Origin of the sequence: Carboxylicivirga fragile (genome assembly GCF_050589805.1) — a bacterium.
Taxonomy (GTDB): Bacteria; Bacteroidota; Bacteroidia; order Bacteroidales; family Marinilabiliaceae; genus Carboxylicivirga; species Carboxylicivirga fragile.
In genome coordinates this window covers 26,090-39,717 of sequence record NZ_JBNGOY010000006.1, presented here as the reverse complement: position 1 = coordinate 39,717, position 13,628 = coordinate 26,090, and the positions used below count along the sequence as shown (strand labels likewise).

Annotated in this window: 9 protein-coding genes; 1 reads left to right on the top strand and 8 read right to left on the bottom strand. The window is 36.9% G+C overall.

All coding sequences use genetic code 11. The annotated features are described in order from the left end of the window. Window positions 1-5 precede the first annotated feature (5 nt). The 6 genes from ACRD7B_RS03935 to ACRD7B_RS03910 all read right to left on the bottom strand — a co-directional run bounded on the left by ACRD7B_RS03935 (window position 6) and on the right by ACRD7B_RS03910 (window position 9,606). A complete protein-coding gene (locus ACRD7B_RS03935; protein ID WP_430823168.1) occupies window positions 6-1,049 on the bottom strand; it encodes a glycoside hydrolase family 20 protein in 1,044 nt (347 codons plus the stop codon). A 24-nt stretch (window positions 1,050-1,073) separates the two neighbouring features. After that, a complete protein-coding gene (locus ACRD7B_RS03930) occupies window positions 1,074-2,015 on the bottom strand; it encodes a family 20 glycosylhydrolase (protein WP_430823167.1) in 942 nt (313 codons plus the stop codon). A gap of 6 nt (window positions 2,016-2,021) precedes the next feature. Next, on the bottom strand, window positions 2,022-3,149 hold the full coding sequence (locus ACRD7B_RS03925) for a sialidase family protein (protein WP_430823166.1): 1,128 nt from the start codon (window positions 3,147-3,149) through the stop codon (window positions 2,022-2,024). A gap of 7 nt (window positions 3,150-3,156) precedes the next feature. Continuing rightward, window positions 3,157-4,779, bottom strand: coding sequence for an exo-alpha-sialidase (locus tag ACRD7B_RS03920; protein WP_430823165.1), 1,623 nt, complete (start codon window positions 4,777-4,779; stop codon window positions 3,157-3,159). 83 nt (window positions 4,780-4,862) lie between these two features. Beyond that, window positions 4,863-6,350 (bottom strand): RagB/SusD family nutrient uptake outer membrane protein, encoded by a 1,488-nt coding sequence (locus ACRD7B_RS03915; protein WP_430823164.1) that lies wholly within the window; start codon window positions 6,348-6,350, stop codon window positions 4,863-4,865. Window positions 6,351-6,369: 19 nt separating this feature from the next. Further along, the gene (locus ACRD7B_RS03910; protein WP_430823163.1) at window positions 6,370-9,606 is read right to left on the bottom strand and encodes a SusC/RagA family TonB-linked outer membrane protein; all 3,237 of its coding nucleotides are present in this window, start codon (window positions 9,604-9,606) and stop codon (window positions 6,370-6,372) included. Between the two features lie 116 nt (window positions 9,607-9,722). On the opposite strand from ACRD7B_RS03910, the gene ACRD7B_RS03905 reads away from it, so the two are divergent. Further along, window positions 9,723-10,451 carry a FadR/GntR family transcriptional regulator gene (locus tag ACRD7B_RS03905; protein WP_430823162.1) on the top strand — a complete coding sequence of 243 codons (729 nt, stop codon included), beginning with the start codon at window positions 9,723-9,725 and terminating at the stop codon, window positions 10,449-10,451. Here ACRD7B_RS03905 and ACRD7B_RS03900 read toward each other — a convergent pair. Together ACRD7B_RS03900 and ACRD7B_RS03895 are read right to left on the bottom strand one after the other, a co-directional pair. Further along, complete coding sequence (locus tag ACRD7B_RS03900) at window positions 10,448-11,287, bottom strand: LytTR family transcriptional regulator DNA-binding domain-containing protein (RefSeq protein ID WP_430823161.1); 840 nt, start codon at window positions 11,285-11,287, stop codon at window positions 10,448-10,450. The genes ACRD7B_RS03905 and ACRD7B_RS03900 overlap by 4 nt on opposite strands. A 257-nt stretch (window positions 11,288-11,544) precedes the next feature. Next, window positions 11,545-13,128 (bottom strand): cellulase family glycosylhydrolase, encoded by a 1,584-nt coding sequence (locus ACRD7B_RS03895; RefSeq protein WP_430823160.1) that lies wholly within the window; start codon window positions 13,126-13,128, stop codon window positions 11,545-11,547. Between the last annotated feature and the right edge of the window lie 500 nt (window positions 13,129-13,628).

The window sequence follows — 13,628 nt, the reverse complement described above, 5'->3', positions numbered from 1 at the left end:
GATTCTTAAAGTGAGCGATCAGGTGAATAAACTATATCCTCCAAAGCATCACGCCCTTCAGGCGTAACTATCACCGCGTTAAACATCCATTTAACTAATCTAATCTCATCAGACTTAAACTTACCAACGGGCATTTTTAGTAATACCTTATTCCATCCTTTATTTAATGTAATTGAAATAGGTGGTCTTCCTTCCCAGTTTTCATTACGCAAGGACACTTCATTTGATAGCTCACTATGGGTATTCTCCCATACAGGAGGCATTATTTCAGTATCATTGAGCCAAATACGACTTTCTTTATAATCCCATTTACCCTGAGGTGGTGGTAAGTCTTTTTCAGAACGGCCATAATTTTGAAAGCGAACATATATTCCAGCATCCTGTTGAACAGGTGAATATACCCATGTATAAGCATAAGCCGTATGATTCGTTTGTGGATCTTCATAGAAAGCTGGAATTAAAGTACCCCATACATGACGTAAATAGATACCAGCCCCAATGGCTTCATAACTTTTATAAGTCTTTCCGTTGTGTTTATAAACCTTTTGCAATTCCTGTTCCGGAGGGAATATTTTTAGTAAGTTACCATTGTTTGGAAATGGATCGGTAATATGCCATTTCACATTTGTTTGACGAACATAAGCAAATGGCTCATCCTTAAAAACTTCCTTCTTAAAATGAAGCATCCGATCCTCAAAATCTTTAAACGATTTAAAATCATCACTGCCCTCAGCACCAATCTTTAAACCTTGCTCATAAAAGTAATTCTCACGCCCACCTCTCCATGTGCTTTCGGCAAGCGTGAGCATACTCGGATAAAACCCATTTTCAGCGGTGATCTGATCTACATCGTCTACATATCTATCGTTCCATACGGCAATAATACAACCTGCTACATCATCACTACCTTCGCTTACCCCAGCAACATTACTATGGTATAAGGCCACAATGTCGGCGAAGGTATCGAAGTGATTGATGTAATGTAATCGGGAATCGATGGCCGGAACACCCGGATGCAGTTTACCTCTCGAACTCCACATTTGGATCATATCAATTTCACCCGTTTTATAGTTTCAGCCAGGATTCCAACTAATCACCTTCTTACCTTTAGCACGAATATAATCAACCATCTCGGGAACAAAATCACGATTAGTGAAACGTACTTCATCCGTTCCAATATGTAAATAAGGCACATCGGCAAAAACCTCACACACCTCATCCATCAACTGTTTCAAAAGCCTCATACCTTCCTTTGATTGCATATCATGACCTAAAGCGCGAGTAAAAGCAGCGCTATGCCCAGGCATATCAATTTCAGGTATTAACCACACATGACGGTCAATACAAAACTGAACTAACTCTTTAGCTTCCTCAATGGTATAATATTGCCCGTGCAAACGTTCAAAATTATCTTTAGCGGTTAAGCCCGGAAAAACCTTACTCTCCAGACGCCAGCCTATATCCTCGGTAAGGTGCCAATGGAAAACATTAACTTTAAACTGCGACAGCAAGTCAATTTGTTTTTTCAATTCATCAACAGGTATAAAACCACGTCCAACATCGTGCATAAAACCGCGCACTTTAAACGCAGGCCAATCAATGATATCGCAGTTTTGTACAAAAAGCTCATCTCCTTCTTTAGCAATCAGCTGACGTATTGTTTGAAAAGCCCAAAACACGCCTTGATCGCTAATAGCCTCAATTTGTATTTTGTTATTCTCAATTAATAAGTGGTACGCCTCATTGGGATTAACAGATGCCTTATCAATTTTCTCCACCATATTAATCTTCAATTGAGTAGAACTATTTACATCAATCGAACTTCCCAAACTATTAATTAATTGTTCTATAACATCACTATTCTTATTGACGGCCAAAGAAACCTGATCAAATGGCGTATTACCATCTTTCCATTCCACTTGCTGTGGACTTGGCAGTAGAGACGGATAGGGCATTTGCGCATGCCCCAAAAGCGACAGAAACGAAACAATAAGAACCAATACTACTTTATTCATTTTCAATTACTTTACAGGCTTTTTATACTTATCTTTACCATCTGTTAACCAATCTAAAGAGAAACTAACAAATGGGTTTTCCTTATACCCATCCTTCTCAAAAAACACACCAATATCACCATTTTCAAGAATTGCTAGTGAAGAATAAGCAGAACCACCTTTATATATCGTTTTTCCCTTGCTCCATGTCTTTCCTTCATCATAACTGATTTTCACAGTTAGATTACTACGCTTTTTTTTATGGTTAGCGTTACAAAACAACAAGCGATCCTTGTCATAGCCATCTTTGGTTGATGTATAACGAATGATACTTGCGTTACAAGTCGGATCCACCAACTGTTCATCTGCTTTACTCACCCAAGTAAGTCCTTCATCTTTAGAAATATGAACATAACGGTGTCCAATACTTTTGACTCGACTATTAATCATCCAGTCTCCATTGTTAAGCTCAATTATCTTTGATTCATCAAAGGGTTTAATAGCCTGATTGATAACAAACCATGTAAGACCATAATCATGAGAACCGAACACATGCCCCCCTTTTTCGAGATTTACAATGGTATGTAATAAAACACCTTTTGAGGTTTGAATACCTCTACCAGAAGTAATAAACTTAAAATCATTCTTCCATTCTGGTAGGGCTATTTGTGCTGTGATATCTTCCGGTTCGCTCCATGACTTACCATTATCCGTACTTTTCACCACATGGAAATAATACACATCCTTTTCTTTATCCAGATCCATGTAATTATAAAACATAAATATGGCATCATTGACCTCGTCAACAATCATGGACGGATCAGAAGCTGATTGACCAATGGGAAAATCAACAACCGTTTCTATTTCACTCCAGGTTAAGCCATTATCTGAGCTGCGGCGCACTACAATATTTATGTCCTTACTCCATTTTAAATCACCACACGATGGTACACGTTCATCTATTGCTGCAACTAAATCGCCGTTAGGTGCTGTTATCAGTGCCGGTATGCGATAACACGCCACATGTTCATTTTTAGAAGCGTTAAATAAATCTTGATTTTCAATTACTCCGGCCTCTATAGAATTTGATTTTTGTGCTGAAACCGAAGTCGATGCAAAAATCAGAACCCATATAATAAGTTTGTTCACTAGCATGATTTTGTTATTTTTTAGTTATAATTTGATCAATGGTAATCTTCTGAAAATACAACTCTCTAACGCCCTCATACAATATGCCAATATTTTTTTCATCAACAATACTCAGGCATGAGTATCCAAAACCATCATTTTCGTTAAGTTCTAACTCATATGGCCAGGTCTTTCCGTTATCGAAACTTGCCTTAATTGTCATATTTTTTCGAGCCTGTTTATTATTGGGGTTAGAGAAAAACAGAACATGCTTCATTTCTCCATTTACTTCTATTTCTGCACTTATAAGGCTTGCCATGCAATTTGATTCCTGCAGAACAGAGTTTGAGCTCACATGCATTTCCCATGTCTTACCAAAATCTTTGGTCACAGCAATAGCGCGCCCATTGGTTTCACTCTTATCTTTTCTATTGCGGTCATCGCGCATATTCAGCATCAAGCTACCATCTGATAGAGTGGCCACTTGTGCTTCGGTGGTATTATCTTTAGCTCCAGTTCCAATTTGCCATGTATTGCCCTGATCTTTACTATAAACAATGGTAGAATGACAGGTGTATGGTCCGCCATCAAGCGCTTTGCTACCAATATCTGCTTTAAACTGTGCTGGAAACACCAGTGTTCCATCCTCCAACGTTATTCCTCTACCTGGCCCCTGAAGCAATAACTGCCATGCCGGATCTTTAATTTGATCTGTTATATTTATTGGCTCAGACCATGTAAGACCATCATCTGTACTTTTTGAAATAACAAACTGCCCTGTTTCGCTGGGTTTCATTCCCGGTTTTGAATCCCACCAAGCCATCTTATCTGGTGTCGATCCGTTTAACCATAAAGCCGCTACCCAAATAGTATGGGTATGATGATCGTATAAAACACAAGGGTCACCAATGCCATTTAGCTGCTGAGGCTGTCCACCCCATTCGCCCATATCCATAATTACTTTCATGGGCTCCCAAGTCTGACCTCCGTCAACACTTCGGCTCATGCCCACATCAATATCTTCTTGTAAATCTTTACTATTATTGTATCGGTTGTCGTAAACCGCAATTAAAGTGCCTTCATTAGTTGTAACCAATCCCGGAATCCGATAGGTATGGCAGTTATCCTGATTGGCTGCACGTACTACATTTCCAATGCGCCAACTCAAACTATTTTCTTCTAAAAATGGGCGATAAGTTTCACCATTACTAAACTTAAATTCTAAATTTACTATGGAAATTAACTTTGTTATATCTATAGAACTATTAACATTTAAGGCCAGTTTAAAATGATGTAAGCCTTTACTTAATTTTTTTGAACCTGTAATAGTATTCTCTATGCCTTTTATGCTACTCTCTCCGAATAATTCTTTGACATCATCTTTTCCCAAATAGTTCACTTGCAACTTTGACAGTTCCGTACTTTGAGTATCATTTGTTAAGTGTACATTTATGGCTGATAACTCAATGGGGGCATCAAGAACATTAAACTGAAGAAGTATAATGTCGTTACTCTCTTTCTCTACTAGAACAGGAACATTTATAGCTGAAACTACAACTAAGTCCGTATTTATTGAACTCGCTTGCTCCTTCGTTACTGAATTACAAGACACTAAACCAAGCAGCAATACTAATGGGATAAAATGAAATACACGCATAAAAGTAATTTATTATTAAAAAAGGAGTCATTCGACCTGAAAAATCAGGCCGAATGACTTATTAAATAATATTCTATTCTAAATTAATTATACCCTTCGGTTTGTTTAAGCATTTCATCGTTAGCCAACATACTTTCTGAAATAGAATAGTAAATTTTGTAAGCTTCCGATTGATCCATTGATGGTACTTCATCAAAAATAAAAGTTTCACCAGCTCTTACTAAATCCCACCAACGTTTTCCTTCGCCAATGAACTCCTTATACCTCTCATCAAGTATAGCCTTAGCATTTTCTGCCTGTGAGGCATTGGTATATTCATGCCCAACAAAGTTCTCACCATAAGCACGCTCTCTAACCAAATTTATCTCTACAGAAGGATCTTCAGTTAAATTATTTTTGGCTTCAGCTAGCAATAGCAAAACATCGGCATAACGATAAACAGGTACATTATTGTAATTAAATCGAGATCCATCGTCTCCTATAATACCTAGAAACTTATTAAGAATTGCCCCTTTATAACTAGGGTTATTAGGTACATAAGGAATGTGATTTGCTCCATTATCATACATATGCAAAAACGTATTCCTTCTCATATCATCTAAATCTTCTATAATAAGAGAAGTTTTATCAGTAGGCCCAAAACGACTTGCTCCATTAACAACAAAATCGGCTAATGACTCACCGGTTTCATCATATAAACTGGCCACGTCAACCATTCTTCCTGTAAAATTACCATAGAAATTACCGCCTTGATCTTGTTGGTAATCAATGGCAAAAATAAATTCATTATTAAACTCATTTGCTTCTCCCCATAATTCCGAATAGCTTACTAAATCATGTCCGCTAACTTGTGATAAGGCCGATTTAGCCTCAGTAAAATCAGAAGCACCTCCACCTAGAACTTTACCTGACCACAGGTAAACATCGCCTTTTAGCACCAGAGTTGCTGCTTTTGACCAATATACGTTTTTACCATTCCATTTACTATCATCGTTGCCAAAGTACTGCAACGACATGGCCAAATCATCTTTAATTTGATCCATAACTTCAGTCTTAGGTGAACGTGGCTTTTTTAGTTTTTCCAAATCAACCTCAAGAAGTGGCTCTGTTGTTATTGGCACATCTCCCCATGCCCTTACCATTGTATAATAGATTTGTGCACGCACGCCATATACCTGACCAAGCATATGATTTCGATCCGCTTCATCACCGAAAGGAACACCAGGAGCATTCTTAATAAAATCATTAATGTAATGCATCAAGCCATAAAAATTGGCCCAATTACCAAAGTGTACAATAGTGGTACTGATATTATTATCAATTAACTCCTGTCCAAAAGGCGACTCAATGGTATTACCACCCCAAACATCGGAACGTAATTCACCCATTTGCCATTGTGTTGAAGCATAATCTCTATACTTCGAAAATATTCCTACATGCGCAGCTTTGGCAGCCTCTTCGGTATCCCAAAACCCATTATAGGTTAATTCACTTTCGGGCTGCATATCAAGCTCACATGAGCCGAGCAAACTAACAGCCAGAAACAATATGATATATCTTATTTTTTTCATCTTTCGTATTGTTTAATTATTAAAAGGTAACGTTTAAACCTAAGGTATATGTCCGTGGCAATGGGAATCGGCCAGTATCAATACCTCCACTAGCGACTTCTGGAGAACTTCCTGTGAATTTATTAAAATAAGCCAGGTTAGCGCCGGTAACATAAACCCTTATATTCTTGAATACATCATTAGCAATGGCCCCTTTAAGGTTATAACTCAGCGTAACTTCTCTTATCGCAAAATAGTCTCCTTTTTCCCACATACGTGAACTACTATTACTTAGAGAACCTTGGTCTCCTCCTCCTGCAAGGTGGTTTCTTTGTCTATCCACTAAAGTAAAAATAGGTACATTAGAAGTAGGGTTGTCTGGCGTCCAAGAATCACGAATTTCTAGAGGTCCATTTTGGTTACCTTGTGTCTGCGCAATACCTTTCACTCTTCGGCCATTTATAATATGATGACCAACAGCAAAGTCCGTTTTCACAAATAGATTGAAGTTTTTATAAGATAAATCAGACATAATACCTCCGGTAAAATCAGGAGTAGTACGACCAATTTCTACCCTATCAAGCGTATTAATTACACCATCACCGTTTATATCTTTCCAACGGGTATCTCCTAAGAAACGTGTATCTTTACGGTGAGCAAATTCGACAATACGTCCGGCATGCGCATCAATATCCGCCTGTGTTTGGTAAACACCATCAAAAACATAGGCCGTAATTAAATCATAACCCACACGTTCTCCTTCCTGAAGTCCACCGACATATTTGGTGCCCCCTGTTGCAGGATCATAAATTTCAGTACCACCTTGTCGATTTTTATCAACCCCATTAGCAGGTAGTGATTTAGCATAGTTTCTTACCGAATAATAAATAACACCCATGTTCCATGTTAAATCATTATTTTTGATGATGTCAGCATTTAACTGTAGTTCAAAACCTTTATTTCTTAATGTTCCATTATTCGTGGTAATAGATGAAAAACCTGTCCACAATGGTAAGGTAAGGCCAGCTAACTTATCTTTCACATCACGTATAAAATAATCAGCCATTAATGTGATGCGATTATTAAGGAAACCAACGTCTAATCCCATATTTAATGTAGTAGCTCTCTCCCATTTCAAATCAAGCAATGGCAGCCTATTGTTCACATATCCTGCTTGTGTATCATAAACAGATGTAGTTGCATAAGTACCAAAAACTCCAAAATTAGATAAGATATCGATATTACCATTAACACCATAACTCAAGCGAGGTTTTAAACTACTAACTATCGAGCTTAATTTTGAATCTTTATAAAATTCCTCATTGTGTGCATTCCAACCTATGGATACTCCAGGAAAGAAATCATATTGATTGTTTCCTAAGCGTGATGTACCGTCACGACGGAAGGTTAAACCCAATAAATACTTATAATCATAGTCATAGTTAACCTGACCAAAGACAGAAGCAATCTCGTACCCAGTTCGATATGAATAAGGAATACCAGAAGCCTCGGAACCTACATTCATTGTATATATCAAGTCGGTAGGTGAAAGGCGTGTAGCAGCACTAAAATTGAAGTCATTCTCTTGGAAATACTCATGACCAACTAAGGCATTGACATTGTGTACGTCATTAAATTGCTTCCTATACTTAATCATCGTGGTTATCTGATTCCGCATTAATCGATCATGAGAAGCAGACGATTTTCTATCCGTATTTAATCTACCTGAACTTAAATAGGCTTTATTAAAGGATTCATTCGAATTATTGATAGTAAAATGGCTACCACGAACAGATAACGTGAAATCATTTAAAAATTTATAATCCAATTGAATAGATGCGGTCAAGCGTTGTTCTAAATTTGAACGAACAAACTTATCCTGATAATAGAGTGGATTACCAAAACCTAAATAAGTACCAGGTTGATACTCATCAGACAATGAACCATCAGGGTTATTATTATAAATACGAGATGTAGGTGCTAAACCAGCGGTACGTTGAAACAAGTTATATTCATTATCGTAAGGCAACGTTTGATTGGAGTGCGCATAAATAATATTTGATGTCACCTTAAAGTTATCAAACAGTTGATACGAGGCATTGAAAGTTCCCGAATAACGTTTAAACGCGGATCCAAAAACCAATCCTTTATCATCGAGCATACCTAAACCCAAGTAATAGGTTCCTTTGTCGTTACCTCCATCAAGTGCTAGGCTATAATCCTGAGCATGACTCTCCTGGTAAAACAATTCATTCATCTGATTTTCCTGAAAAATCAGTGTACTAGAAGGATCAATCGGGTCTTCCATTGTTTGCCAACCATCATAATTTAAAAGGTGCTTGTTGGCATCCGACAAATACATGGTCGTATAAATAGAGTTCGTTGCATTGTTACCTGTTGCAGCAGCATGTCCACCTGTTAAAAACTGATCGAGCCATGCATAACCCATTACATCCTGAGCAGCTCTAACCCCAAGTCGATTAAACTTCACATAGTCAGCTGCCCCCAGATATTCCATTGGGTCCTCACGACGTTTATTTGTGGTGAATTTCGATCTAAATGTCACATTTGTTTTTCCAGATTTTCCCTTTTTAGTGGTCACTATGATGACCCCATTTGCTGCTCGTGCACCATACACCGCAGTTGAAGCCGCATCCTTCAATACTTCCATAGACTCAATATCATCAGAATTGAGTGCATAAAATGAACCGGGAACACCATCGATTAAAATCAGAGGTGTACCCGAACCATCAAAACTGGTTCCTCCACGAAGTACCATAGAAGGTGTAGAACCAGGCTGACCAGTTGTTTGAGTCACCTGCAAGCCAGCAATAGTACCTTGTAATGCTGTTGCAGCATTGGAGCGAGGCGCACTTTCAAGTACTTTTGTATCCAACTTGGCAATCGAAGTTGTCATTTCAGCTCTGGATTGTGTTGTATAACCAGTAACAACCACCTCTCCCAATCTTTTTAGTTCATCAGACAATACAACATCAATTTGCTGTTGTATTCCAACTAATATTTCCTGCGTAGTAAATCCAATAAACGAAAAAACTAAGGTTTCGCCTTCTTTTGCCTGAATTTGATAATTACCATCAATATCAGTAATCGTACCGTTTGTAGTACTTTTCACATACACCGACACGCCGGGTATAAGCTCCCCATCGATATCTCTAACTACACCTGTGATAAGGCTTTGCGCGAACAAACCACTTCCGATTAACCAAGGAAGCAGGAGGATTAAACCAATCCTTCTTTTTGTAGATTTTTGTTTCATAAAAAATAATTTAATATTGCATTATGTCATACATAAGACGCATCAAATTTATGAGAAAATTTTTTTAATCCAAATTTTTTTAACATTTTTGTACATATATCATCTAAATTACAACCATGTCAATATCAGATAAATCACAGGACTTAAATATTAGCTCAGTTGACTCCAGTAGTCTTGTTGATAAGGTTGAGTCCACCTTAATAGAATTACTAATCTCACAAAAATTAACTCCAGGTGATTTAATTCCTAAAGAAATGGAATTAACAAAAATGCTTGGCGTATCACGAACAGTTATACGCGAGGCGCTTAATCGACTTAAAACCATAGGACTAATTGAGACAAGTAAACGTAAAGGCTCAATTATTAAAAGCCCGAACCTCCTATTTCTTTTACAAAAAAGTTTAATCCCAAGTATTCTTGATCATGCCACTTTAAAAGACATTTTTGAATTGCGTCTTGTCATGGAAATTGGGATGAGTGATTTAATCTTTCGCAGAGCTAAACCAAAAGATATTGAAGAACTAGAAGCCATAGTTAAAGAGGAACCAACTTCAGCAAAGGAAGTTTTATTCGATATCGATCATGAAATTGCTTTCCATGGAAAATTATATGAAATAAGTGGCAATCAAACGCTGATGGATTTTCAATCCATATTATTACCCGCCTTCAGGTACGTATATGATTCAGAAATGATTAAAAGCCCTGAGCACGACTCTAAATGGATATCGCATAAAGATTTGGTTCAGATTCTCAAAAACGGCACTCCGAATAAGTTTAGAAATGCCATGCGTAAACATTTAGACAGGCATTTCAAAGGCCATTTCAAGGACATAAAAACAACTTAACTCAAATAGGATTTAAATTGCTCAGTATATGACTTTGAAATGGGTAAAAAATCCGTAATATGATTAAGTTTCACCTGTAATTTTTGACCAGTCTTCTTTATCATTGCAATATTGTCAACATTAATCATGTAAGAGCGATGGCAGCGTTTTATGGATTGTCCTTGCAGAAACATTTCGAGTTTCTTTAAGGAGTTACGAATAAGCTCTTTCCGAACCTGCCCATCTGCTAAATAATAAATATCAACATAGTTATCTGTGGAAACTAAGTAAAGTACATCACGTGAGAGAATAGTCACTTTTACATTTGCATTCTCATCCATAAATTTGATTAAAGTATTCTCTAATTCATCCGGTTTGAAATGTCTTCTCAGTTCAATTACTTCGGTACGCGATTTAAACAATGATATAATAGAAAGGGCAAAACTATAGGGCAATACAAGGGTAATAAAGATATACTTCAAATTTGATAAATACTCAAAAACATTCGTCCAGAAACCCATTACATCATCATAAATAATCGTGAGCAATAAGGTGAGTAATAAAATTTCGACTAAAGTCCACAGCGCAAAATGCTTAATTGTAAACACCGTAAACCTAATAACTCTTCGCATAAACAATTGTGAAAACGCATAATAAACGCCACCAATAGCACCTAAAAATATTAGTGCCAGTGTTTGATTTACACTGGAAAAAATATACCAATCTTCAAGATTATACGGCCTATAAATAGTTAAGAATAAAATTAAGTAAGTGGTTAAAAACAGCACAAAAAACAACCTGTCTTTATAAGAGTCTAATAACTCAAATGGTTTAGCTAGAAAGAGATGTACTTGCATTTATTAAAGGTTAGTAGTGTTTGCACTATTTACAAACAAAATTAAACTTTACTTTAACAAATAAAACCTCGTGCGTTAAAAAAAGGTGATGGAAAAACCATCACCTTCTCAACTTTATTTCTTAACCGTACGTTTTTTAAGGAACCAAATTCGGTTGAACACTTAGTGCATTTAAAATACAAAATTTGTCTCTGGTGGTAAAACGGCTTCTTAATATTAATTAAATTTTGATCGTCATTATCTGATTTTTAAATTGACTATTGCAGAAATTTTAAAATCAGTTTTCTTTTAACACCCATTTCTATTGGCTTAATGTGTAACCAAGCATGCCTTGTTCCCTCTAAAAGCTCAAGCTTAGATTCCATTGGCAACTCCCTTTTATTAAGTCGATTTACATCGGGGATAAAAACCATGGTGGACTCTTTCGTTTTGAGACTTCCCTCCCAGGCCATTTCAAAGACAGATGTATCGTGATTATAACCGTAGGACAATAATTTGCCATTAGTATAGGCTGGATAAGGACGTAATAATGCGCCTTTGAAATATCCATTATTTTCAGCTCCCTGACCATAAGACCAATAAGCTTGTCCAAATTTGTGCTTTTCAATTAGACTAATTGCATACTGTGCAACCGGTACAATGGCGTCACCATGACTATAGTAAGCACCCCATTCGCCCAACCACACAGGCATTTTTAATTGTTCACCTTTTTCCTTAATTCGATTATAAATAAACTTTACACGTTCAGAGTTTGCCCCTGCTGCATCTTTGGTGTCTGTTACTAAGTCATAACCATGAGGTGCATATGCAACCAATGGATCTGCTTGCCCGTTCTTAAGCTTCACCCGCTCAATGCTACAAGGCACACCCATATTACTGTAATAACTATGTTCCAGGAATAAAATTGAATTTTGATCTACTTCTCTAATTGCATCAGCTACTCTTTGGTACATCGCCTGTAAATGCGTGGTTTCAAATTCTTTATTTAGCTCATACAAGGTATCAATAACATATGAGTAGTTTTCTTCAGTTGATAATAAATCAAGCGCTTTTGTCCGATTACTCTCATCAGCCCATGTCATTAACAACTCGAATTCAGACATGATTTTACCCTGCGTTTTATACACTAACTCACCGTATGCTTTAAGCATGGCTGGCATAGCCATTTGCGCTGTTGACCCGGCGAATGGTTCATTCATTATGTCATAACCAATTACAGTTGGATTATTAGCATAGCGTTTGGCAATATGCTTCCATAGTTTCGCATAATGATCTTGAATACCAATGCCATCAACAGCCGGTGTGTTATTCCAGAAATTATCAAAGGCAGTTTGAACCGCTTCACTTAGCATATATGCATCGCTCCAGATGGCTCCGGTAGTATGCTTTTTACCGTCGGTTATAGTTGCCCATTCGGGAGCACCGTCCGAATAGTTAACACTGAATAAATCTTGGTGCATGTCCAAAACAACAAACAGATTGTTGGCTGTTGCCCATTCAATCCGTTGATCGATCTCTTCTAAATAAGCTTCATTATACACTCCTGGCTCAGGCTCCAATCCATCCCAAATGATAATAAATCGAATGCTATTAAAACCCTGTTCTTTTAGTAGCTTATAAAGCTCAGGCCCACCTTTGTAAAGGTAATTATCTGCTTTATTTTTACTCCCCACATTTATTCCGTTCAAAATAACTTGACGTCCGTGTTCATCAATAAACTTATCGCCCTTAACGGTTACTTTCTTTGGAAAAGTAGTATTGCCATCGCTTACATTACATGATACTACGAGAAATAAACTCGTAATAACTAGAAGCTGTCTTAATAAAATTGAAACATTCATTTATCTATACAATTTTAAATTAAAAATGAAATTATCTAAAACTTCAGCAAACATATTACTCAAGATTTATATGCTAGAGAATAAAAAAGTTTTTGGGATAAAAAATCCGTATTCGGGATAGAATTTCACTTAAAGTTGTACAACTCCACCTCAATTTTGTTATACAATTACTATAAACTCTTTTTGATTGAAAGGCATTTAAAAAAAACAGCTCGACAACAGCCGACTTAATATTATGACTTTCAACGTAGTGAACAACTAAATAAGCATACTGCAGGCGTTGGGTTCTTTTGGTCTGGATATACAAATCAAAACTTTTGAAGGACTCGAAACAATGCTGACAATATTGCTATTGTAGGTTCTTCAATATCCCTTGTGAAGACAAAAATATTATTCCTATAACTATTGCCAATTTCAGATATGAAATCATAATGACTTGTGCTTCCCTGCGGGAAATAAATTCCTCATTATTTCAATATAAAATAATTCTATTCCCGCGT

What these genes read in the sequence shown, in the direction of transcription:
- ACRD7B_RS03935 (WP_430823168.1), bottom strand. Translation starts at nt 1,049, where the DNA reads ATGATCCAAATGTGGAGTTCGAGAGGTAAACTGCATCCGGGTGTTCCG.
- ACRD7B_RS03930 (WP_430823167.1), bottom strand. Translation starts at nt 2,015, where the DNA reads ATGAATAAAGTAGTATTGGTTCTTATTGTTTCGTTTCTGTCGCTTTTG.
- ACRD7B_RS03925 (WP_430823166.1), bottom strand. Translation starts at nt 3,149, where the DNA reads ATGCTAGTGAACAAACTTATTATATGGGTTCTGATTTTTGCATCGACT.
- ACRD7B_RS03920 (WP_430823165.1), bottom strand. Translation starts at nt 4,779, where the DNA reads ATGCGTGTATTTCATTTTATCCCATTAGTATTGCTGCTTGGTTTAGTG.
- ACRD7B_RS03915 (WP_430823164.1), bottom strand. Translation starts at nt 6,350, where the DNA reads ATGAAAAAAATAAGATATATCATATTGTTTCTGGCTGTTAGTTTGCTC.
- ACRD7B_RS03910 (WP_430823163.1), bottom strand. Translation starts at nt 9,606, where the DNA reads ATGAAACAAAAATCTACAAAAAGAAGGATTGGTTTAATCCTCCTGCTT.
- ACRD7B_RS03905 (WP_430823162.1), top strand. Translation starts at nt 9,723, where the DNA reads ATGTCAATATCAGATAAATCACAGGACTTAAATATTAGCTCAGTTGAC.
- ACRD7B_RS03900 (WP_430823161.1), bottom strand. Translation starts at nt 11,287, where the DNA reads ATGCAAGTACATCTCTTTCTAGCTAAACCATTTGAGTTATTAGACTCT.
- ACRD7B_RS03895 (WP_430823160.1), bottom strand. Translation starts at nt 13,128, where the DNA reads ATGAATGTTTCAATTTTATTAAGACAGCTTCTAGTTATTACGAGTTTA.